Annotated in this window: 23 protein-coding genes; 9 read left to right on the forward strand and 14 right to left on the reverse strand. The window is 40.7% G+C overall.

Annotated features, from left to right (window positions below):
- The first annotated feature begins 80 nt into the window (after window positions 1-80).
- Window positions 81-962, forward strand: coding sequence for a rhomboid family intramembrane serine protease (locus tag P3L37_RS13695; RefSeq protein WP_110731802.1), 882 nt, complete (start codon window positions 81-83; stop codon window positions 960-962).
- Window positions 963-1,026: 64 nt separating this feature from the next.
- On the opposite strand, the gene P3L37_RS13700 is transcribed toward P3L37_RS13695, so the two are convergent.
- From P3L37_RS13700 to P3L37_RS13720, 5 genes are all read right to left on the reverse strand, one after another.
- A complete protein-coding gene (locus P3L37_RS13700; protein ID WP_004909234.1) occupies window positions 1,027-1,809 on the reverse strand; it encodes a sulfite exporter TauE/SafE family protein in 783 nt (260 codons plus the stop codon).
- Entirely contained in the window at window positions 1,809-2,654 is an 846-nt protein-coding gene (locus P3L37_RS13705) for a MurR/RpiR family transcriptional regulator (protein ID WP_004909230.1), read from the reverse strand. The genes P3L37_RS13700 and P3L37_RS13705 overlap by 1 nt, the downstream gene beginning before the upstream one ends.
- A gap of 15 nt (window positions 2,655-2,669) precedes the next feature.
- Complete coding sequence (locus tag P3L37_RS13710; protein ID WP_004909226.1) at window positions 2,670-4,031, reverse strand: PTS transporter subunit EIIC; 1,362 nt, start codon at window positions 4,029-4,031, stop codon at window positions 2,670-2,672.
- A gap of 56 nt (window positions 4,032-4,087) precedes the next feature.
- The gene (gene murQ / locus P3L37_RS13715; RefSeq protein WP_109910987.1) at window positions 4,088-5,008 is read right to left on the reverse strand and encodes an N-acetylmuramic acid 6-phosphate etherase; all 921 of its coding nucleotides are present in this window, start codon (window positions 5,006-5,008) and stop codon (window positions 4,088-4,090) included.
- A 168-nt stretch (window positions 5,009-5,176) separates the two neighbouring features.
- Complete coding sequence (locus P3L37_RS13720) at window positions 5,177-5,872, reverse strand: sugar-binding protein (protein WP_109910986.1); 696 nt, start codon at window positions 5,870-5,872, stop codon at window positions 5,177-5,179.
- 368 nt (window positions 5,873-6,240) lie between these two features.
- Here P3L37_RS13720 and sanA point away from each other — a divergent pair, with 368 nt between their 5' ends.
- On the forward strand, window positions 6,241-6,945 hold the full coding sequence (gene sanA / locus P3L37_RS13725) for an outer membrane permeability protein SanA (RefSeq protein ID WP_109910985.1): 705 nt from the start codon (window positions 6,241-6,243) through the stop codon (window positions 6,943-6,945).
- Window positions 6,946-6,965: 20 nt separating this feature from the next.
- Here sanA and yeiB read toward each other — a convergent pair whose 3' ends face one another.
- Window positions 6,966-8,111, reverse strand: coding sequence for a DUF418 domain-containing protein YeiB (gene yeiB, locus P3L37_RS13730; RefSeq protein ID WP_109910984.1), 1,146 nt, complete (start codon window positions 8,109-8,111; stop codon window positions 6,966-6,968).
- A gap of 3 nt (window positions 8,112-8,114) precedes the next feature.
- Complete coding sequence (folE, locus tag P3L37_RS13735) at window positions 8,115-8,774, reverse strand: GTP cyclohydrolase I FolE (protein ID WP_004256561.1); 660 nt, start codon at window positions 8,772-8,774, stop codon at window positions 8,115-8,117.
- A 447-nt stretch (window positions 8,775-9,221) separates the two neighbouring features.
- On the opposite strand from folE, the gene moeA reads away from it, so the two are divergent.
- From moeA to P3L37_RS13750, 3 genes are all read left to right on the forward strand, one after another.
- Window positions 9,222-10,463, forward strand: coding sequence for a molybdopterin molybdotransferase MoeA (gene moeA / locus P3L37_RS13740; RefSeq protein WP_110731801.1), 1,242 nt, complete (start codon window positions 9,222-9,224; stop codon window positions 10,461-10,463).
- Window positions 10,464-10,468: 5 nt separating this feature from the next.
- Window positions 10,469-11,221 (forward strand): molybdopterin-synthase adenylyltransferase MoeB, encoded by a 753-nt coding sequence (gene moeB, locus P3L37_RS13745; protein ID WP_181937022.1) that lies wholly within the window; start codon window positions 10,469-10,471, stop codon window positions 11,219-11,221.
- Between the two features lie 209 nt (window positions 11,222-11,430).
- On the forward strand, window positions 11,431-11,766 hold the full coding sequence (locus tag P3L37_RS13750) for a zinc ribbon domain-containing protein YjdM (RefSeq protein WP_004909208.1): 336 nt from the start codon (window positions 11,431-11,433) through the stop codon (window positions 11,764-11,766).
- A gap of 69 nt (window positions 11,767-11,835) precedes the next feature.
- Here P3L37_RS13750 and P3L37_RS13755 read toward each other — a convergent pair whose 3' ends face one another.
- The 3 genes from P3L37_RS13755 to P3L37_RS13765 form a co-directional block, all read right to left on the reverse strand.
- Entirely contained in the window at window positions 11,836-13,434 is a 1,599-nt protein-coding gene (locus tag P3L37_RS13755; protein WP_004909206.1) for an ABC-F family ATPase, read from the reverse strand.
- A gap of 235 nt (window positions 13,435-13,669) precedes the next feature.
- Window positions 13,670-14,128: a GNAT family N-acetyltransferase gene (locus tag P3L37_RS13760; protein ID WP_004909204.1), complete on the reverse strand. Its 459-nt coding sequence runs from the start codon at window positions 14,126-14,128 to the stop codon at window positions 13,670-13,672.
- Window positions 14,129-14,158: 30 nt separating this feature from the next.
- Window positions 14,159-14,734, reverse strand: coding sequence for a TIGR00730 family Rossman fold protein (locus P3L37_RS13765; protein ID WP_109910982.1), 576 nt, complete (start codon window positions 14,732-14,734; stop codon window positions 14,159-14,161).
- A gap of 319 nt (window positions 14,735-15,053) precedes the next feature.
- On the opposite strand from P3L37_RS13765, the gene rhtA reads away from it, so the two are divergent.
- Both rhtA and dps read left to right on the forward strand, forming a co-directional pair.
- Complete coding sequence (gene rhtA / locus P3L37_RS13770) at window positions 15,054-15,941, forward strand: threonine/homoserine exporter RhtA (protein ID WP_109910981.1); 888 nt, start codon at window positions 15,054-15,056, stop codon at window positions 15,939-15,941.
- Between the two features lie 325 nt (window positions 15,942-16,266).
- The gene (dps, locus tag P3L37_RS13775; RefSeq protein WP_004909197.1) at window positions 16,267-16,770 is read left to right on the forward strand and encodes a DNA starvation/stationary phase protection protein Dps; all 504 of its coding nucleotides are present in this window, start codon (window positions 16,267-16,269) and stop codon (window positions 16,768-16,770) included.
- Window positions 16,771-16,906: 136 nt separating this feature from the next.
- Here the strand turns inward: dps and dinG are convergent, their stop codons facing one another.
- Complete coding sequence (dinG, locus tag P3L37_RS13780) at window positions 16,907-19,018, reverse strand: ATP-dependent DNA helicase DinG (RefSeq protein WP_004909193.1); 2,112 nt, start codon at window positions 19,016-19,018, stop codon at window positions 16,907-16,909.
- Window positions 19,019-19,275: 257 nt separating this feature from the next.
- Here dinG and P3L37_RS13785 point away from each other — a divergent pair, with 257 nt between their 5' ends.
- Both P3L37_RS13785 and sseA read left to right on the forward strand, forming a co-directional pair.
- Window positions 19,276-19,437, forward strand: coding sequence for a hypothetical protein (locus P3L37_RS13785; RefSeq protein WP_004256593.1), 162 nt, complete (start codon window positions 19,276-19,278; stop codon window positions 19,435-19,437).
- Window positions 19,438-19,475: 38 nt separating this feature from the next.
- Entirely contained in the window at window positions 19,476-20,315 is an 840-nt protein-coding gene (gene sseA / locus P3L37_RS13790) for a 3-mercaptopyruvate sulfurtransferase (protein WP_004909190.1), read from the forward strand.
- 80 nt (window positions 20,316-20,395) lie between these two features.
- Here sseA and P3L37_RS13795 read toward each other — a convergent pair whose 3' ends face one another.
- From P3L37_RS13795 to rhlE, 3 genes are all read right to left on the reverse strand, one after another.
- Complete coding sequence (locus tag P3L37_RS13795) at window positions 20,396-20,644, reverse strand: GlsB/YeaQ/YmgE family stress response membrane protein (RefSeq protein WP_004256598.1); 249 nt, start codon at window positions 20,642-20,644, stop codon at window positions 20,396-20,398.
- A gap of 159 nt (window positions 20,645-20,803) precedes the next feature.
- Window positions 20,804-21,745 carry a tRNA dihydrouridine(16) synthase DusC gene (dusC, locus tag P3L37_RS13800; RefSeq protein WP_109910980.1) on the reverse strand — a complete coding sequence of 314 codons (942 nt, stop codon included), beginning with the start codon at window positions 21,743-21,745 and terminating at the stop codon, window positions 20,804-20,806.
- Between the two features lie 168 nt (window positions 21,746-21,913).
- On the reverse strand, window positions 21,914-23,251 hold the full coding sequence (gene rhlE / locus P3L37_RS13805) for an ATP-dependent RNA helicase RhlE (RefSeq protein ID WP_109910979.1): 1,338 nt from the start codon (window positions 23,249-23,251) through the stop codon (window positions 21,914-21,916).
- Window positions 23,252-23,277 lie beyond the last annotated feature (26 nt).

Consider the following 23,277-nt stretch of genomic DNA (forward strand, 5'->3'; position numbering starts at 1 on the left):
CATTCTCAGATAATGATAAATTGCGCTAAACAAATCACTTATTTAAGATAACGGCCATGACTGATTAATAGGACATTTACATGACTGGCGACCTCAATACTGCTATTCCACAGAAACCTAAGTTTTCCCTATGGGCAATAGCCCTAACGCTTTTTATTGCAGTGCTGAATATTGTTGTTTATTTTTACCAGCTCAATTATGCCGCCCCACTCGATTCCCAAGAAAATAACTTATTGTTATTTGGTGCCAATGTTTACCAACTTTCATTAACTGGGGATTGGTGGCGTTATCCAGTCAGTATGGTATTGCACTCAGGTGGTATGCACCTTGCTTTAAATACATTGGCCTTGTTTGTTATTGGGATTGAATGCGAACGCACCTATGGAAAATTTAGGATGCTCGCGATATACCTATTTTCAGGTATTGGTGCCGCATTTTTTAGTGCTTATTGGCAATATAGCGAAGCCATTAAGGAAGCAGCAAGCCGAGCATCAATGAATGCATGGAACAGTTTATATTTACCTGATAACACAGTGTATATTACTGTTGGCATTGGTGCATCTGGTGCCATTATGGGGTTAGCTGCGGCTTCTGTCATTGATTTATTAAAAAGAATTAATCACCCCAACCTTTCTCTTGAAGAACGCAACCAATTAAAACGCCCGCTATATAATATTATTGGGATGATTGCGTTAACTCTTATCAATGGTTTGCAGTCAGGTATTGACAACGCAGCTCATATTGGTGGCGCAATACTCGGTGCGGTTATCAGTGGCGCTTTTGTACTAGCTCCCCATGCAACAGCTCGAGCAAAACTGCTGTCTAGTGGCTTAATTGTACTTATAGCCGCCGCCTTACTCACTATTACACTCAGCCAGTTTTCTTCCTTACAAGACGAAGACCTAAACTATGAGCGCCAATTTATTTACCAAGAAATGACAAAAGAGCTTAATCAGCGATAAACGCACCGTTTTTAGTGAAGAGTCAGTCCTATTATTAACAACATCAATAATAGGACTCATGACCCTAGAAGGTGAATAAATTCATTGTCATCATTACTGCACTACAGGTAATTAATAACAATGTAATGTATTGAAAGGTGCGTTCAGATAAACGGATCAGTAAATATTTAGCCAGTGGCATCACAATCAATGCCCCTGCACACAATATCAGCGCCAATTTTAAATCCGTATAGCCATCTTGCGCATAAGCTAAAGCAGAGGAACCGGATAACACGGTTGTTACAAAAATCGATGTGCCAATTGCTTGCTTAATATTTAGTTGCATATAGCGCAATAACATAGGGAGAACAACCACCCCACCACCAACACCCGTTGCACCAAGTACAACACCCGCCAAGATAGCTGGCACAGCCATGGATTTTAGCTGGTCCCCTTTCGCCGTTTCTTGTTTGATGATCGAAACAAAAAACATTCGCTGAATAAATAAATAGAGCGAAAAAATAATGGCAGCAGCCACTAAGAGATTAATCCCCCACTCAACTTGTTTTTCATACCCCGGTAACCCCCCCAGCCATGTCACAAACAAGCTAGAGAGAAAGGTGCTCGGTAACATAATCGCTAACACAATCATTGCCCCTTTAAAGGGAATATTGCCTAGTCGAAAATGCATATAAGAAGAAGAAACCTTCATTAACATCGAAAGAAAATTGGCAGTGGCTACTGCCGCTAATGCATTTAGCCCAAAAAAATAGGTCAGTATCGGTAATACAATCACACCACCACCGACACCCGTTGTGCTAATAATCAGCCCAATCAGTGCACCTATCGCTAACTCCGTTACAATCATTAACTCTTGCCTTGTATCAGTGCTCGTCGCCCTTTTTGTAATGCTTCATTTGCATCACTATCTGCTAACGTGAGGTATTTAAAAAATAATGTATCGAAAGTAATCATCTGTAACACTTGGGGGGTGATGATGCCTAATTGGGAGTGTTGCTCATCATAAAAATAAGGCAAGGCGAAGTCCGCTAACTTCATCGCTTCATCTTGGCCAAAACGCGTCAGTGCGACTGTCGGGCATCCGGTTTCTTTTGCAGAACGAAGCATGCTATTGATTTCTTGAGTATTTCCGCGTGCCGTTACCGCAATAGCAAGGTCTTCTGGCCCCAAATTTGCCGAGTAACTTAGCTGAACATGCAAATCATAACTAAACAGTGCATGTTTATTAATGCGAATTAATTTATGGAAAATATCACTGGCAACAATAGCTGAAGACCCGACACCAAACAGCACAATACGTTTGGCCTGGTACATTTTTTGCGCAATCGTATCCACAACTGGTGGTTCAAGCAGATCCAGTGATTTTTCAATAGCCGAAATAAACATGTGCCCCGTTTTAGCGATAATCTGAGAAGTATCATCGTGGCGACTCAGATTACCGTATAGGCTTTCGGCTTTGTGTTGTTTCTCATCCGACAAATAATCGACTTTAAATTCAGGATAGCCACGGTACCCCATTTGACGTGAAAAGCGGATAACAGATGCACTACTTACCCCAGCCGCCTGCGCCAACTCCGCTGCATTCATCGCGATAAGACTTTCGCGGTTATCCAGCAAAAAGGTGGCAATACGTTGTTCTGTGCCTTTACCGCGTGTCTGCAAGCTTTCCAGTTTTACCGTCAGTGTCGACATGGCTTTTCCTTCTAATTATTTTTCTGGATCAGTGAAGCCTATTATCATACTGGCAATGAACCCGACAATCCATGCACCCGCAACAGCAATTAAGAAATCCAATATTTGGCCATCACCCACTAATGGAATTAATGATAACCCGGCAGTACCAAATGGAATGATGATCCCGACATGGAAGAACGCCATTAATGCGCCGCCAGCTGCGCCACCAATACAACCTGCAATGAATGGTTTACCTAATGGTAATGACACACCAAATAAAAGTGGTTCACCGACACCAAAAATACCCACAGGTAACGCACCGACTAAGGTTTTCTTCAAGCGTTGGTTTTTGGTTTTTAAATAAACCCAGAAACATGAACCCACTTGCCCCATTCCACCCATGGCTAAAATTGGGAACAAGTAATTCAGGCCAAACGTTTGTAAAATTTCAGCATGAATTGGGATCAAGCCTTGGTGTAAACCCGTTAATAATAAGAATAAGAAACTACCGCCTAAAATACCGCCCGTCGCCACGGCGCCACCGCCACTATTTAATAAAGCGACCGAAACGCCTTGCGCTAAAATTTGATTTAAGTAATGCCCTGCAGGTTGGAACACTACAATTGCCACCATCGCTGAGACTAAAATGGTCACAAATGGCGTCACGATGAGGTCTAAGCTTTCTTTAATGATACTTCTAAACCACACTTCAAATTTAGAAGAGAAAACGACCACCATAAGCACTGCAAAAATTCCCCCACTACCCGGGACTAACTTCGAGCCAAATAAGGTGATATCCGCTAAACCTGGCATTGAAAGTAATCCAGCCATGACCGCACCAATTGAGGTAGATGCACCAAGCTCTTTCGCAGTATTCACCCCAATCATAATTGAAAGATAAACAAAGACTGCACTACCAATCAATTTTAATAACTTAAATAATTCAGGGAATTGTTCAACAACGCCTGGTGCCACTAAACGCACAATATTGATCAACCCCATAATCAAACCACAACCAATCAGTGCAGGAATGGTTGGAACAAAAATGGCGGCCAACGTATTTAGCATACGTCGTATGGAAAATGCTTTTTTCTCTGCTGGTGCTGCACTTTCCGTTGTTGCAGAGGTACTACCTTGCATGCGTTTGTTCATCACCGAAAAGACTTTCGCTGCGGTTCCCATTCCAACAATCACTTGTTGTTGCTCACCATTGAAAATAACGCCTTTTACACCCTCAATTTGTTTCAAAGCTTCAGCATCGAATTTACTGTTATCTTTTAAAACTAAACGGATACGCGTCATACAGTGAGTTAATGTTGCCACGTTCTCAAAGCCGCCCGCATATTTTTCTATTTCTCTGGCGAGTACTTCCAGATGTTCTATCTTATTAGCCATATGATTCCCCTGATGTTGACTGAGCCAGTAAACCCGCTCTTCATCACGCTATCCCATTACTTAACGGTGATTGCTAACATGCTGTCCAAGGTGGTGTTTGGATGCTGTTGAACAATATCCGTTGCTTGCTGTGCATTAATCTGTAGCTCATGCATTAAAATTGCGCGTCGTGGATGATAATCCACTTGTGCCAATAACCCTGCCGCGGTGTGTTCATCAATACCGCAGACTTCACTAACAATCCGTTCTGCGCGGCGCAGTAATTTGATATTACTAGCAACGACATCAACCATTAAATTAGTATGAATACGACCTAATCGCCCCATTACACAGGTACTTAGCATGCCTAAAATCATTTTTTGTGCAGTACCGCTTTTCATGCGAGTTGAACCCGATAACACTTCAGGGCCAACATCGGGTGCAATAGCTAATTTTGCGACATCACTGACTAATCCCCAGCCTCGCGTGGTAATAGCCACCGTTAACGCACCGATTTCATTGGCGTATTCAATACCTGCTAAAGTAAATGGTGTACGTCCACTGGCAGCAATCCCCACCACGACATCTTTTGCGCAAAGCTGGCGCTTTTTAAGCTCATCAATCGCTGATTCCGCTGAATCCTCAATATTTTCAACCGCTTTTAACATTGCATCTTGGCCACCCGCAATAATCGACTGTACCATTTCAGGCGAAGTACCAAATGTTGGTGGGCATTCTGCACTGTCCAATACAGCTAGCCTGCCACTGGTACCCGCCCCAATGTAAAACAAGCGTCCACCTTGCTTTAAGCACTCAGCAACAGCATCAACCACTTGGGCAATCGCAGGTAGAACGGCCTGAATAGCACCTGCAACCGTACTATCTGCTTGGTTAATAACGTTCACCATAGAGAGTGTATCCAAACGTGAAAACTGTTGCGTTTCCTGATTGAATTCATTGTGTAGACAGTCACTCAGAGTATTTTCGGCTAGAGACATTCAAACGCCCTCATGAAATTTAATTTCATTAAAAAATACATTAAATGAATTTTTATTTCAATTTAAATCACTGCGATTTCATCCAACTTAATTGCAGGTTATGATCTTTCTCACAATATTACGTTTGTATTGAAAAGCTACCGGTGACGAAAGCCACCGGCGATAGCGCTATTTTACGAACTTGCAGGTTCCGAAGGCTGATGGGATGTGAAAATCAGGTTTAACGGAATCAGGTTTGATCCAGCTAATCCATTTACGCACTTGCTTTGGCTCACCTGCACTAAACTCTCCGCGCAAAATGGCACACATTAGTGTCTGTTTGTCCGCATCTTGCCATAAATCGAGTTTAGTAAATTCATCTAAATCAATTTTTCCTGTTAATACATAACCATTTGGCGTTATTTCACCCACCGTTTGTAATGTTTCCCAGTTCCAACTTGGGTCAACTTCACGATAATAATTAGCTTTTGCATCGAAAGTACGCCCTTTCGGGTCCATTTCCGCCGTGTAATACGGTTTTAATTCAGGACTAGTCGCGAAAAAGAGTTCAACTCGGTCAGAATCTAACACCGCCTGGTCTTTATCTGAGTTATCACCTAGCTGAATATCTTTATCATCTGCAATAAATCGGAAATATAATGTGTCATCACTCCACAGGGCACGAAAATCTGTTTTAGGAGCCGCTTCCTTTTCCCATGGGTAAGTAAAATCGGTTAATACTTCTGCTTTTTCCCAGACTTCCGTACTTTTTGTCGCATCATTGAGTGATTTTAACTGATCGGTATGATTGATTTGGTATTCTTTCGCCGCCACACTTGCTGTAACAAGTACAGCACTTGTGGCTAATAATGTCGTTAGTTTCATACTTTCCTCACCTTCCTGATTAAAAATCTGTTATTCACAAAAAACCATTAAAGAAACAATATTTCACAATCAATTCAAAATATAGAATTAAAATTTCATAATATATAGCTTCATTCTATAAAAACTATCATGATGTGAAGCTGCTCACTCTTTGATGAGAATGTGATTTATCTTTTTCATCCAATGTCTGATTAATTTTGATTCAATTAATAGGCTTAATATTAGTTAACCCCGATTGTAATGTAGACATTGACATGATTTTACGTTACGCGACTTGCGTCACTAATTTAAGTCAAGTAGCCTAGAGATACTGGCCTATTGAGGCTAACAATTTCTAAATTATGACTCTTTATTATCAAGGCTAGGACATGAGGAAACGTCTGTTTTTTGGTCTTATTATTCTTGCAGGGATCGCATTTACGACCATATTGTTGCTTGATCGCTGGATAAGCTGGGATACCGCCCCCTATATCTATGAAGATGTAGAAAAATTGCCTGCGCGCGATGTCGGGATGGTACTTGGCACATCCAAATATTATTCCTCTGGCGTTAATAACCTCTACTATACCTATCGTATTAAAGGCGCAGCTGAGGCATACCACAGTGGAAAAGTTAAGTATTTACTTCTTAGTGGTGATAATGGCGCACATAATTACAATGAGCCAATCAACATGCGTAAAGATTTAATAAAAGAAGGGGTTCCAGCCTCTAAAATTGTGCTCGATTTTGCAGGTTTTAGGACATTAGACTCGGTGGTACGTACTAAAAAAGTGTTTGATACCGATAACTTTACCATTATTACCCAGCGTTTTCATTGTGAACGAGCGGTTTTTATCGCCAAACATAAAGGTATTGATGCGCAGTGTTTAGCGGTTCCGACGCCATCTGGAATGTATAAAGTAAGAGTACGTGAAGTATTTGCACGGCTAGGTGCTCTGGCGGATTTATATATTTTAAAACGCGAACCTAAATTTTTAGGTGAGCAAGAATCCATCCCTGCTCCCATTAAAATGCCTGCAGGAATTAAAGGCTATCCGGCTGTTTCACCGGATGAAGTCAATAAATTGAATTAGACCTATAAGTAGATGAACCTTCATCTACTTATTAACTTTCCCGTCAATTTGCGCCAACACCATTCAAGAGGCCCCTGGCTAAAAAACATTAACCAATAATAAGAAAACAATAAATTTGCTCCCCAAATAACGGGAACCAAAACAAGTAATTCAACCCGTGTAAATTGCCCAAAATAGCCTAAGTGGTAAAACAGTGTGGTACAAATTAGCGTTTGCAAAATATAATTACTCAACGCCATACGACCCACATATTGCAGCCCATGGATTATTTTGTTGTTTACCACTATCCCCCAAAAGCCATACACCAGAGCTATATATCCTAAAGATTGAAATGGAATAACTAGCTCATTAATAATATAACCAATGATTGATGTTGAAAAATAGCTCCAATTGAATTGGCTTTGTATGTATAGCGAAACTATTTGAATCAATAACGATGGCAAGATAAATATGCAGGCTATTTTGCGATAATGTTGAGCGGTGAATTGCCCTCGTAACCAACCATTTTTCATTAACAACGCGCCAATAATCATCAACGCAGATAATTGCCAGCCATATTGGATAACCAGCATTTCAACCATCTTGAGCATCTCTGATGCTCGATAATACACACCATCCATTCCCCCAGAGGTATGTATAGTATATTCAAATGCTAATTGCTTATCCGAGGTTTGCCAAAAACCTGAGGGATCTACACCACTTCCCAACACGAGCAAGATAAGTAACCCAATCAAATATAGTGATAGTGCTATTTTCAATAAAAAACCATCATCATATTGATTAAGCAAATAGGTTACCAACAAGCCCGTTAATGCATAGGCCAAAAGAATATCACCGTCCCAAAAGCCAACCCCATGAATCACCCCGAACAGAGCTAAAACAAATAAACGGCACTGGTTCCAACGAAGAGAACGAGGCTGCAACAACACGAGAGTTGCCCCAAAGAGGATGGAAAAAATAGCGAGAACTTTACCTTGAAAAAGGACATTGAAAACACCCCAGAGGTAAGCCTCTGACTCGGGTGTTGTATTGGTGTAATAAGGGTTTAAATACGCCGCTTGTGGTAAAGCAAAAGCAAAGATATTCATTAAAAGAATACCTAAAATCGCTATACCACGGACGGCGTCAAGCGCGTCAATACGACTTGACGGTGTCGTTGTTGTCATAAATTATAAATGACGAACTGCACGTAAAAATTCTTGCCGTGTGTTTTGGCTTGATTTAAACAACCCGCCTAATGACGTTGTTGTTGTTGCACTTGTCGCGTCACGAATACCACGTGCTTTCACGCAATAATGCACTGCATCTATGCAAACAGCCACATTCGTAGTTCCCAGTAATGTTTGCAAAGCAACCAAAATTTGCTGTGTTAAACGCTCTTGCACTTGTGGGCGTTGTGAAAAAAATTGCACAATCCGGTTAATTTTCGATAAACCAATAACTTTATCTTTTGGAATATAGGCAACCGTTGCTTTTCCATCGATCGTAACAAAGTGGTGTTCACAGGTGCTTGTAAGCGTAATATCACGCACGGTGACCATTTCATCCACTTTCATTTTATTTTCAATCAGAGTGATTTTTGGAAAGTTCGCGTAATCTAGCCCTGAAAAAATTTCATCAACATACATTTTTGCGATGCGACGAGGGGTATCAGCTAAACTGTCATCGGTTAAATCCAAATTCAGCAGCGTCATGATCTCTGTCATGTGCCCTTCAATCAGTTTCTTGCGTTCGTCGCCTGATTTTGGCTGGATACGCAAAGGCGTTTCTAAGCCTCTTGCCTCCAGTGCGGCATGAACTAATTCGGCCTCTTTACTCAGAGATGACATGTGATCCTCCACAAATGGTATAACTATTTTTATAAAATGCAGGTGTGCGGTACTCTAAAACAGCAGGTACAGATAATCCAGTACAACATGGATAATTACCGTGAAATATTTGCATTTATTCATGCAATTCATTCACCCTGTCAATCTATTCTTTAAAAGGTTTTACACCTTATATACGGTGATTAATAGCACATTTTTTATTGATACATTAATTTTAAAAGATAAATATAAAGTGCCTAGAATATTTAACATGATTATAGCAGCAACAGTTTTGTTATTTTGTGCATAATTTTCTCTGTGCTAATACCAGCTGATTGACTAAATCTCACTAAAAGCTATCTGTAATCAATTTCTATTCATTCACCCACTAATGGATTTCTGCCATAATATGCATTACGAACACATTTTAAGCCTCAAGGCAGATAACAATAATGAGGGTCATTATTTATGGATCAGTGTCATACTAACGATTTGATTTCTCTAGATGTTGCATTGGAAAAATTACTATCTCAAACAAAAACCGTCACAGATACCGAAATCATTCCACTGACCTCCTCTGCACAGCGCATCATTGCGACAGACCTGATTTCCCCTATCAATGTCCCACCATTTGATAATTCTGCTATGGATGGCTATGGCTTACGTTTTGCCGATTGGGATGGGAAAACACCAATGCCAGTGGCAGGTAAATCATTTGCCGGCAACCCAATGGAAGGCGAATTAAAAGCAGGTTGCTGCGTGCGTATTATGACGGGCGCCCCAATCCCACAAGGTGTGGATACGGTTGTGATGCAAGAGTCTACAGAGCAAACGGACGAAGGCATTGTATTTACCCAACCTATTAAACAAGGTAGTAACGTTCGTAAAGCAGGGGAAGATATTGCCCAAGGCAGTGCAGTGTTCCCAGCAGGAACGTTACTCACAACAGCCCAACTGCCGTTAATTGCTTCACTGGGGATTGCAGATGTCACCGTATATCGTCGCCTTAAAGTTGCCGTTTTTTCAACGGGCGATGAGCTACAAGCCGTTGGCCTTCCTTTAGCAGATGGGCAAATTTATGATACTAACCGTTTCACCGTTCGCCTGATGCTTGAAAAACTTAACTGCGAAGTACTTGATCTAGGTGTGATACCGGACTCGCCAGAAAAACTCAAACAAACCTTTATCGAAGCTAACCAACACGCTGATTTGGTCATCAGTAGTGGCGGCGTTTCCGTGGGTGAAGCTGACTATACCAAACAAATTTTGGATGAATTAGGCACGATTGGTTTTTGGAAGTTAGCCATTAAACCAGGAAAACCCTTTGCATTTGGTAAGTTAAGTGACGCTTGGTTTTGTGGGCTACCGGGGAACCCTGTTTCTGCCGCACTCACCTTCTACCAATTGGTTCAACCACTGATTGCACGCCTTTCAGGACACAGCCAATGGCGTGCCCCGCTACGCTTCAAAGTTCCGGTTACCACCGCGTTGAAGAAAAGCCCTGGTCGTTTAGATTTTCAACGAGGAATTCTAAGCGCTAATGAACAAGGACAATTGCAAGTCGCCACGACGGGTCACCAAGGCTCACACGTGTTTAGTTCATTTAGTTTAGCTAACTGCTTTATTGTCCTTGAAAGAGAACGTGGCCGTGTTGAAGCGGGTGAAATGGTTGAAGTCGAAATGTTTAACTATTTATTAAAAAGTGAATAATAACAGTGCAAGAGCTTAGCGATCCGGAAATGTTGCGGTACAACCGCCAAATTATCCTCCGTGGGTTTGATTTCGATGGGCAGGAAAAACTTAAAGCTGGCAAAGTGCTGGTTATTGGCCTTGGTGGTTTAGGCTGCGCTGCAACTCAATACCTTGCCGCAGCAGGTGTTGGTCACCTGACATTGGTGGATTTCGACACCGTGTCATTATCTAACTTACAACGGCAAGTGTTGCATCGTGATGCGACCATTGATATGCCAAAAGTTGATTCTGCAAAAACACAGCTTGCAGCCATTAACCCACATATCCAAATTGATACCGTCAATGCACAGCTAGATGATGCACAACTTGATGAATTAATCACACATCATGATGTGATCTTAGATTGCACTGATAACGTCGCCATTCGTGAACAGCTCAACCGGTTGTGTTTACCGCATAAAAAACCATTGGTTTCAGGTGCAGCTATCCGCATGGAAGGACAATTATCTGTTTTCACTTATGAAGAAAGTACTCCTTGCTATCACTGTTTAAGCCGTTTATTTGGTGACAATAACTTAACTTGCGTTGAAGCTGGGGTCATGTCCCCTTTAGTCGGGACCATTGGTACGCTAGAGGCGATGGAAGCAATTAAATTATTAGCTAATTATGGGAAGGTTAATTCAGGAAAAGTATTGCTATTTGATGCAATGACAATGGATTTCCGCCAATTTAGACTTAGCAAAGACCCGCATTGTGAAGTCTGTGCTAAAGGCTAACGGCTAAATTTTCGAGCAAGTTGACTTTTTTCATCATTCAGGCGAGGCTTTTCTCGCCTTTTTCCTATTTCAATCACACCAAAATTAAGAATAATCCGAAAAAATAATTTAATTGTCCTTTCACCTTATACTATCCCTCTTTTGTGGTGCTTGATGGTTTAAATATCACCACTGTTTATTCTTTTGATAAAGTTACTGAGAGTATGAATATGCAATTCCCTCCTTGCCCGAAATGCCAGTCTGAATACACCTATACTGATAACGATATGTATATCTGCCCTGAGTGCGCGCATGAATGGAATGATGCCGAGCCTGTAGCTGATATTGATGAATTAATTGTAAAAGATGCCAATGGCAACCTGCTAGCTGATGGCGATACCATCACCGTGATTAAAGATCTCAAAGTCAAAGGCAGCTCTTCAATGCTAAAAATCGGTACCCGCGTTAAAGGTATCCGTTTGGTCGAGGGCGACCACAATATCGACTGTAAGATTGATGGTTTCGGTCAAATGAAATTGAAATCTGAGTTTGTGAAGAAAAACTAAGTTTACTTCGCCCATTAAAAAGCCCTCAATCAAAACTGAGGGCTTTTTGTTTCTAATCCAAAACGATATTTAAAGCACTACACCTTGGCTTGTCAGGTATTCATCATAACTACCTTTGAAATCAATTACTTTATCTTCTTTGATTTCTAAAATACGGCTCGCTAACGAGCTAACAAACTCACGGTCATGGGAAACGAAAATTAACGTTCCTTTGTATAATTCGAGGGCTAAGTTTAATGACTCGATGGATTCCATATCCAAGTGGTTGGTTGGTTCATCCATAATCAAAATATTTGGCTGTTGCATCATTAACTTGCCAAATAACATACGCCCTTGTTCACCACCGGATAACACTTTAACTTTCTTTTTAATGTCATCTTGAGAAAACAGTAAACGGCCTAAAATACTGCGCACCGCTTGCTCGTCATCCCCTTCATTTTTCCACTGACTCATCCAGTCAAACACGGTTAAATCTGTTTCAAAATCTTCTGCGTGGTCTTGGGCATAGTAACCAATGTTACTGTTTTCTGACCATTTAACCATTCCGCTAGTTGCAGGCTGCTCGCCCACCAACGTTTTTAAGAATGTCGTTTTACCGATACCATTAGCACCAATAACCGCCATTTTTTCGCCAACTTCCAGTAATAAATTGATGTTTTTGAATAATGGCCCTTGATCATAACCATTGGTCACTGCTTCTAATTCAAGTGCATTTCGGAACAATTTTTTCTCTTGTTCAAAACGAATGAATGGGTTTTGACGGCTAGACGCTTTCACCTCATCCAATTGAATTTTATCAATTTGACGTGCACGAGAAGTCGCTTGTTTCGACTTAGAGGCATTCGCGCTAAAGCGGCTAACGAAAGACTGTAACTCAGCAATTTGCGCTTTTTTCTTCGCGTTATCCGATAATAGTCGCTCACGCGCTTGGGTTGCCGCAATCATATATTCATCATAGTTACCTGTGAATAAACGCAATTCACCGTAATCTAGGTCAGCCATGTGCGTACATACGGTATTCAAAAAGTGCCTATCATGGGAAATAATGATCATCGTGCAGTTACGATCGTTCAGCACTTGCTCTAACCAACGAATAGTATCGATATCCAAGTTATTCGTCGGCTCATCGAGTAATAAGATGTCTGGGTCAGAAAATAGGGCTTGTGCCAACAGCACACGCAGTTTCCAGCCTGGTGCAACTTCACTCATCGACCCATAGTGTTGTTCGACAGGAATACCTACACCCAACAATAATTCACCGGCACGAGCTTCCGCGCTATAACCGTCCATTTCACCATAAGCGACCTCTAGATCAGCCACGCGGTAGCCGTCTTCTTCGCTCATTTCAGGTAAGGCGTAGATTCTATCGCGCTCTTGTTTGACGTCCCACAGCTCGCTATGACCCATAATCACGGTATCAAGTACGGTAAATTCTTCAAATGCGAACTGATCTTGGCGAAGTTTACCAATACGCTCATTTGGATCAGTCGTGCTCACATTTCCAGCTGTAGGGGTTAAATCTCCCCCTAAGATCTTCATAAATGTGGATTTACCCGCGCCATTTGCGCCGATCAAACCATAACGGTTGCCTGTGCCAAATTTAACTGAAATGTTTTCAAACAGTGGCTTACTGCCAAACTGCATAGTGATATTGTTCGTTGTTAACACTGCTATGCCTTAAATTAAACGGTGTAAAATAGCCTGCGATGATTAGAGGCCCATGACTACGGCGTGCAAAATAACCCAAAATAATCATTTGAGCAGTAAAATGCATTCCATGCATGGTCATTAGAGTACGGCAGGTATAAATAGCGGCGCATTATGCCATATTACGCCGCTTAGATCTTGTGCTGTTTTCAGCAAATTGATTAACACGAAAGGAAAGACCGATTATATTGCCAAACTATAGTGTGATCCCCATAGTACGACTGATTTCAGTAAGCCCTTCTCGTTCATAAAACTTAATCGCTTTATGATTTTGCGCTAATACTGACAGCTCCAAGTGGCTCAGTTGTCGACTTTTCGCCCACGCTTTCATCGCAGTTAGTAATTTTTGCCCTGCTTTTTCACCACGGAAATTAGGATCAACCACTAGGTCAAAAATATAACCAAAATTTCGAGGAACAATGCAGCTATAAGGGTCAGCGATTTGCTGTTGTGCAATACAAAACCCTTTAATCTCACCGTTGAATTCAGCAACTAACACATAAAATTTATCGTCAATAATTGCATTTTCAATAAATTCCTTAGCCTGTTCAGCGGGTTGTAAGCGCTCAGGGTCAAGTAATGCCATCTCCGAAAACAAAATTTGGTAAAGTGAAAGAATAGAGTCCACATCATTTTTGATAGCTTCCCTTATCATGCATTCCTCTCTGTTATTTCAGTATTGATGCTAGTCGTAGGTTTTAATTGATGGGGCAATATAAGATTCAAAACTTTCTAATAATTCAGCAGGTGAATCATTCACAATCGCCATATGACGATATTTTTCATGCAGGAAACCTTCATCTGCCATTTTATTTGTCATATCAATCAATGGCTGCCAATAATTATTAATATTAAACAAGGCACACGGCTTAGCATGTAAACCAATTTGGCTCCAAGTAAATACTTCTGCGTACTCTTCAAGTGTGCCATAACCGCCAGGTAAAGCGACAAAGGCATCAGCAAGTTCGATCATTTTACTTTTACGCTGATGCATCGTTTCAACTTTATATAGCTCGGTTAAATTTTTATGAGAAATTTCGCGTTCTTCTAGCAATGATGGGATAACTCCAATCGCTTTTCCCCCTAATGACAAAACGGTATCAGCAATTGTCCCCATAATTCCCACACTAGCACCGCCATAAACTAATGTAATATCACGCTTAACCATTTCTTTAGCAAATTCAATGGCTTTTTGCTGATAGACCTCATTATTTCCCATACTGGAACCACAATACACTGCAATACTTTTAATCTTTCCCATCTGTTCCTCATTTTCCATTTTTATTGTGACTTTTTAGAGAATTGAATTATACGAGCCTAATGCAGAAGCTCAAGCTTCGCCCTCTGTCATAATAAAATGAGACTAATTCATGTTTATAGCACTACAATTCACCTAAACCAACATATTGACAGCCAATAGAGCACATTTCCCCCCTTATGAGCGATAGCTAAACCACAAAGAAATATAAAGCCGTGCCGTTTTATGAGATAATCTTTAAGAAATTATTTTTCATCACTAAATACTTATTTTCTAAATATTTATTATCAATTAAGTTACGTTTTCCGAGGTTTACTTATTTATGTCTGCCGACACTAAAAAGAGCGCATTTCCGCTATTACCTATAGGGTTATTACTGCTTGCAATGACCTCTATTCAAAGCGGGGCTTCTTTAGCTAAAACTTTATTTCCCGTTATCGGCGCTCCCGGTGTTACTGGTTTACGTTTATTGCTTGCTACGATTATATTATTTGTTATTTTTAAGCCTTGGCGTTTAAAATTCAGAAGAAATTCACTGGTTCCATTGTTAACTTATGGCTTGTCCTTAGGAACCATGAATTATTTATTTTACCTTTCTCTTGAGCGTATTCCATTAGGGATAGCCGTTGCATTAGAGTTTACAGGGCCATTAGCCGTTGCGATGTTTTCTTCTCGTCGCCCTATTGATTTTCTGTGGATAGCGCTGGTTATTGTTGGGTTGTTATTTTTACTTCCTATTGGCGATGATATCGATTCCATTGACCCACTTGGCGCCATTTATGCACTTGGTGCAGGGGTTTGTTGGGGTATTTATATTATTTTCGGACAACGCGCAGGTGCTGGCTACGGTGCAGCAACCGTCGCAATCGGTTCATTTATTTCTGCCTTGATCTTCTTCCCTATTGGCTTAATGCAAACTGGAGTCGAGGTGATGTTTGACCCATCAATCTTACCTCTTGCGCTAGCCGTCGCGATTTTATCAACCGCATTCCCTTATACATTAGAAATGATCGCGCTAACTCGCTTGCCTGCTCGAACTTTTGGTACATTAATGAGCCTTGAACCTTGTATGGGCGCATTTTTGGGGATCGTTTTTCTACATGAACACTTAACGATGACTCAATGGTTGGCATTGTTATGTATTGTCTGTGCTTCTATTGGTTCAACCTCAACAGCGGTACCAAAGTCAAAAATAGAAAAAGTGTCCTAGCTACAAAATCTAATGGCAAACGAAGCCGTTAAGGTTAATAAATTCGATATGCTGATATTTATTAACCTTTTTTCATGTAAAGATTTATTCATCAATTTGAAATAATCATTTTTTATTTTTATTTTATTATTTAATTGGTGCTATAGCACTTATTGCTAAAAACTATCAGCATTCAAGATCCACAATAAATTAACAGTTAATAAAACCTATCGAATAGGCCTATTAAACTAATCGTTTATTACATTATGACAAAGTCGGTTTATTATTTTATATTTATTGACAGATGAGGTTACTAAACAAATTCATATTTAAGAGAGGATGAATCATGAGTACAGCTAAATTATTTAAAGCATCTTCAAATGAACTTTTATATACACGCAATGATATGGAAGACAGCGTAAAATTGGAAACCATTGGAATACTTAATGTTATGGTAGTCCATTTTACCGATCTCTCTCTAATGACTAAACAAGCCCACTGGAATATGCGTGGTCGCAATTTTATCGCCGTACATGAAATGTTAGATGGTTTTAGAACCACGCTAGTTGAACACTTAGATGAATTCGCTGAACGCGCAGTTCAATTGGGAGGCGTTGCTATTGGTACAACCCAAGAGGTTAGCCGCTTCACTTCGTTAGAGGCTTACCCAATTAATATTCACAGTGTACAAGATCATTTGAAAGCATTAGCAGACCGTTATGCGGTCGTCGCGAATGATATTCGAAAAGCAATTGATGAAGTGGAAGACGAAGATACCGCAGATATGTTTACCGCGGCTTCCCGCGATATGGATAAATTCCTCTGGTTTTTAGAAGCTAATATTGAGTAATGTCGTAAATAGAGTCAATTCAAATTGACCAATGGCCACTGCAAAGTGGCCATTTTATTTACTAACAATTAGCTATATAAATCAAACTATTATTGAAATTTAAATACCTTAACAAAACACATTAACTTAATGATAATTATTTACTGTTTTTAGATATTTCAGGCTGTTCTATCGGAAATACAGGTAATGCATTTAATAATCTTTTGCCATAATTTTTAGTTAATAACCGTTTATCATAAATAATAATTTCACCATAACATTCATGACTACGAATTAACCTACCTGCTTGCTGTATCAAATTAAATGAAGCACTCGGTAAACTTTGAACTTCAAACGGGTATCGCTTCAACGACTTCAACCAATCACCTTCAGTGATAATCACAGGGTTTGTTACTGGTGGAAATGCAATTTTATGAATATGGACCTGCGTTAAATATTCCCCTTTTAGGTCTAACCCCTCAGCAAACGATTGTAAGCCAATTAAAGCACTAGATTGCCCTTGATTAATTCTTTCACAATGTGTTTCGACTAACCGATAACGTGGTTGATCTCCTTGAACTAAAAGCTGCAAACGCAAATCTTTTACGTGCTCAAGAAAACCTTCCATTGCTCTTTGACTACTAAATAAAACCAACACGCCACGGTGAGTATTTTTAATAAATTGTTCACGAAAAAACACCGCCATTTCCGCTAAGTGTTCCGCTTCATTGTTTATCGTTGGCTCATATTCCATTTTAGGAATAATAATTTTTCCCTGCTCAACATGGTTAAAAGGAGAGGACAATGTCACAAAGCGATCATCACTTTTTTCAGACAGCCCAGTAAGTTCCATAAAACGTGAATAACTGTTCAACGACCTCAGCGTTGCTGATGTAATCACAATATGAGGAATATTTCGCCATAACAAATGTTGTAATTGCTCACTCACCCGGATCCCAGCACAATGCATAAAGAAACGAGATTGGTTTTTCTCATAACGCCGACTTAACCATTTTGACACAGGGGCACCTGAACTTTGCTCTAATGCCGCCAGCCGCCAGAGCTTCGACATATTTTCAAAGTATCCCATAGCCCTACTAGTTACAATAATCGACCGATGTAAGCGAACAATATCTTGCTTCGCAGTTTGTTCCGTCAAATCATTTAAGATAGCTTCCGCTAACCCCTGTAGGGCATCTGTCTGCTTAAATAGCACCTGACAGCTTAATTGCATTGCTTCAGGCAATACACCTAGCGGAAATAAATACTCAGTTTCTTTTGACGTTTCTGGCAATAAGGCATTTGCTAGTAATGAAAAATCACGAAATGTTTCACGCAATTTTTCTGCATGTTGCTGTAATCGTTCAGGGTTAGCTAACTTTGGTGGTTTTGCTGGGCGAAATTGCCCCATATATTGCCCAACATGCTGAATAAAGCTATCAAGCTGTGCCGTTAATTGAACTAGCGTAATTTCGCCTTCAACTTCAAGGGCATCCCTTGCAACGTCTGGAACATGGTGACCTTCATCAAGCACTAATAATAAATTTTTCGGGTCAGGTAATACCGACTCACTCTCCATAGCTGCCATTACCAACGCGTGGTTAGCAACCACTACATCTGCATCTTCGATTTCTCGCCTAGCAATAAAAAATGGGCACCGCTGATAAAATTGGCAATTACGGCCTAAACAGTTCATTTTATCTGTGCTGACTTTACGCCATAAGCTATCGCTAAATGCCCGTTTGTGATGATCCCTTAGCCCATCCCATGCAAAGCTTTGAAAATCATGCCGCAGCTGCTGACAAATTGCCCGTTCTTCACTATTCGCAATTTCCGTTTTGTCTTCCACCAATAACATTAAATCTATTTGCTCACCTTCTGCTGCACAAATAGCTTCTAAATTACGGGGGCAAACATAACGAGCACGCCCAAATGCACCTGTATATTTTAGATCAGGAATAATTTTGCTTAATAACGGTAAATCCTTACTATAAATTTGGTCTTGTAATGCCACATTCGCCGTACTAACCACTAAGGTTTTTCCTTCTTCCCTACCAACCGCTATCCCCGGTATTAAATAAGATAGAGTTTTCCCTACCCCAGTAGGCGCTTCTATGACCAAATGGCGGCCGTCATCATCCGCTAAATTTTTCGCGACTTGCGCTATCATCTGCCGCTGCGGGGCTCTTGAAACAAACCCATCAATTTGTACGGACAACCCTTTATACCACTGAGTTATTTGTTCTTTAGTTTTATTCGACAGGGACATAAATTATGCAGGTGACCAAAGTTAAAATGAAAGATAACGAAACTGACAACAATACGAAATATGAAAAAAACTCTTTTGCCAACCGCTTCGCAAAACTACTGTATTAATACCCATTATACATAAAAATTGGGAAGCTTTTTGCAAAACGCCCATTATGCGACAGAAAAAATAGCTTTTAACTTGTTTGCAACACTCATCCGGTTATACTTTGAGTTCTTACACTATTTGGATTTTTATCACTAGGCAGGCTATAGAAAATGAAAAAGGTTGTTATCGCACTTTGCGCATTATGTGCTTTTGGTTCTGTAGGCGGTATTGTTTTAGCTGGTATGAACATTTATACCCGTTCAACAACACCACTTGAACAAGGTCAACCGCAATCCCCTTCAGCACTGCCAGCACCTAATCAAATTCAGTAATTTTTAAATAATTTAGCAACCCAGGATGGAGATAGCTTATGTACAACGATTATTTCGTAACCCCACAATGGTTAAATTCACATCTATTTGATAATAACATCATTGTGCTCGATGCTTCCTCTCCACCACCAACCGCACCTTATGACTGCCGCCAACAATATTTAGAAGAACATATTCCTAACGCTCAGTTCTTTCATCAAGATGAAATTGCAGACAAAAGCTGTGATTTACCTCATATGCTGCCAAGTGCTGAAGTTTTTAGCCAAGCAGTTAGTGCCATGGGTATTGGCAATGACACCCAAGTTATTATTTATTCTCAGAATAACTTATTTTCATCCCCAAGAGCATGGTGGACTTTCACCACGATGGGCTGCAAAAACGTTAAAATTTTAGCCGGTGGCATCGATGCTTGGAAAGCTGCTGGGTTTGATGTTCAGTCAGGGGAAGTCACTCCGCCAGCTGCGAAGCAATTCCATGCCACACGTAAAGACAGTAACGCACTGAATCAAGAACAAGTACTTGAGATTGTAAATCAAGGCAAAATTCAAATTATTGATGCTCGCGCAGAGCCACGCTTTCTTGCCCAAGCGCCAGAACCGCGTCCGGGTTTACGTATGGGGCATATTCCAGGGAGCAAAAACGTCCCATGGGATCTTCTTGTGGAAAATGGTACATTCAAATCACCAGAGCAACTTAAAGCTATCTTTGCTAAGCAAGGTGTAGATATCCATGCGCCTTCTGTGACGACCTGTGGTTCAGGAATGACCGCTGCAGTGGTATTAATGGCATTAACCTTATTAGGTAACCAAAACCTGCGTTTGTATGATGGTTCATGGGCCCAATGGGGGCAAGATAACGGCCTGCCAATCGAGTCGTAACCCTCTTCTTCCATAAAAATATAAGCCACTCGATATTTAAGTGGCTTATAGAATGAGCATTTACCAAGTAGAAGAAATGGCTATTTGGCAAATATCCCGGCTAAGAACAGTACGACAATCGCACCGATGACCGCGACAACAAAACTCCCAAAGTTGAAGCCATCAACTTTTCCTTTACCAAAGAAAGTACTGATGTAACCACCCACAACAGCACCAACAATCCCCAGCACGGTGGTCATAATGAACCCCATGTGATAAGTACCTGGCATCAGCCACTTAGCTAAAACACCAGCAATTAAACCAAAAATAATCCAAGCAATTACACCCATCTTACGCCTCCCAGACTCGGTAATTTCACTATAATGTTAAAATGTTCCCATATAATAGTAGAGCTTTAAATAAATTAAATCACTCTCCTACCAATTAAGTAAAGACCCTATAAGTTAATTTCGCAACTATAAATTCTTGCTAATTAACATTATTCATAATTAATTGTTCACTATTTCAGTTATCACTTGTGCAATCTGTTGGGCATTTTTTAATGATCTAACTTGAGAAAATAGTTCATCTGCCTGATGATATTCTTTGCGTAAATAGCCTAGCCATTGTTTAATTCGGGCTGCATGGTAATGGCCTGTATCTCCTTGTTTTTCAAGTTCCGTATACTTTAATAGCAACTTGCCAACTTGCTCCCAAGGCATTTTAGACTCATTAAATTTGACCACCCGGCTAAGGTTTGGCGTATTGAGTGCTCCACGGCCAATCATTACGGCATCACATCCTGTGATTTCAAGGCAGCGCTGTGCGCTTGTATAATCCCAAATCTCACCATTAGCAATCACTGGAATCGACAATTTACGACGGATTTCGCCAATGGCAGACCAATTAATGTTCTCTGCTTTATAACCGTCTTCTTTGGTTCTACCGTGAACAGTAAGTTCTGTTGCTCCTGCTTGTTGAACTGCATCTGCAATCTCATAAGCAAATTCAGAACTATCCCACCCCAAACGAACCTTAACCGAAACAGGTAACTCTTTTGGAACTGCTTCTCGCATTGCTTTAGCGGCTCGATAGATTAAATCGGGTTGCTTTAATAAAGTCGCACCACCACCATGACCATTGACTGTTTTTGATGGGCAACCACAATTTAAGTCGACTCCCCAAGATCCTAATTCAGCCGCTCGGTTTGCATTTTCTGCCAACCACTGAGGGTGCTGCCCTAATAGCTGCACACGAACTAATGTCCCTGAAGGGGTGCGGCTTCCATACTTTAGTTCAGGGCATAAACGGTAGAATGTTTTTGCCGGTAAAAGGGTATCAACCACGCGAACAAACTCGGTTATGCACAGGTCATAGTCATTAACTTCACTTAATAAACAACGAACTAGAGGGTCTAAAACTCCTTCCATAGGAGCTAACAAAACGCGCATAAATGGCTCACAAAAAACGTAATAATACCTGCTTATCATACCGTTTATTTAATAGATGAGCAGAAAAACTTCTAAGGTGGGAGATACCAAAAACTAGCTTAACGTGACTTTGCAAGTAGCTCTTTTTAATGCTATTAACATTAAAAAGAGCCGCAAGCTTATGGAAGGTTAGCTGTCACTTCGCCCTTGTTTAACTTTTTTCTGTGCGTTTTTCCATGGGGAACCCGCCCCCTTCCCTGAACTCGGCTTTGATGATGGTGCATTGCTACGACGTGGTGCTTTACTTTGATTCCTATCACCTGAACCGCCTGAACGACGTTCATTGCGTTGTGGTGTTTTTTGAATTGGCTCAGCCTTTATGGAAGGGTCGGGCTCATAGCCTTCAATCGCCATCAATGGAATCGATTTTTTCAATAATTTTTCGATATCCTTGAGTAATTTAGCCTCATCGATACACACTAAGGAAACTGCCATCCCAGTTGCTTCTGCGCGGCCTGTACGACCGATACGGTGAACATAGTCTTCGGCAACATTAGGAAGCTCAAAATTCACCACATAAGGAAGCTGTTCAATATCGAGACCACGGGCTGCGATATCCGTTGCCACTAACACACGAATATCTCCAGATTTAAAGTCAGCTAGTGCACGAGTACGAGCCCCTTGGCTTTTGTTGCCATGGATAGCAGCAGCTTTGACACCATCTTTATTTAAATGCTCAGCCAGACGGTTTGCACCATGCTTTGTACGTGTAAAAACAAGGACTTGTTGCCAGTTTTCACGGCCAATCATAAACGAAAGTAATTCCGCTTTTCGTTTTTTATCAACCAAATGCACATATTGAGTCACTTGCTCAGAAGCTGAGTTTCGCGGAGCAACCTCAATAGTCACAGGGTTATTGAGTAATTTATTTGCCAGTTGTTTGATTTCATCTGAAAACGTTGCTGAGAATAATAAGTTTTGGCGCTTTTTGGGTAACTTATTAATCACCCTACGAATATCATGAATGAACCCCATATCTAACATACGGTCAGCTTCATCCAGTACAAAAACTTCGACTTGAGAAAGGTCTACCGCATTCTGGTGTTCTAAATCTAATAAACGCCCCGGAGTCGCAATTAAGATATCAACCCCACCACGCAACTTCATCATTTGTGGGTTAATACTCACCCCACCAAAGACCACAAAAGAACGAATACGTAAATGACGGCTATATTCTTTTACATTTTCAGCAACTTGCGCTGCAAGCTCCCTTGTTGGCGTCAAAATTAACGCACGAATAGGCTTGCGATCCTTTCCTGCACGAGGAGTTGTAATAAGCTTTTGTAAAATTGGTAATGTAAAACCTGCTGTTTTACCCGTACCAGTTTGAGCGCTAGCTAAAAGGTCGTTTCCTGCAAGCACAGCTGGGATAGCCTGTTGTTGAATAGGCGTAGGGCTTTCATAACCTAATTCATTAATGGCAAGCAAAATTTCCTCGTTTAACGCGAGGTCTGAAAAAGTAGTCAAATTAAATTACTCCGGGCTTCACCGCT

Origin of the sequence: Providencia sp. PROV114, assembly GCF_032704305.1 — a bacterium.
GTDB lineage: Bacteria > Pseudomonadota > Gammaproteobacteria > Enterobacterales > Enterobacteriaceae > Providencia > Providencia rettgeri.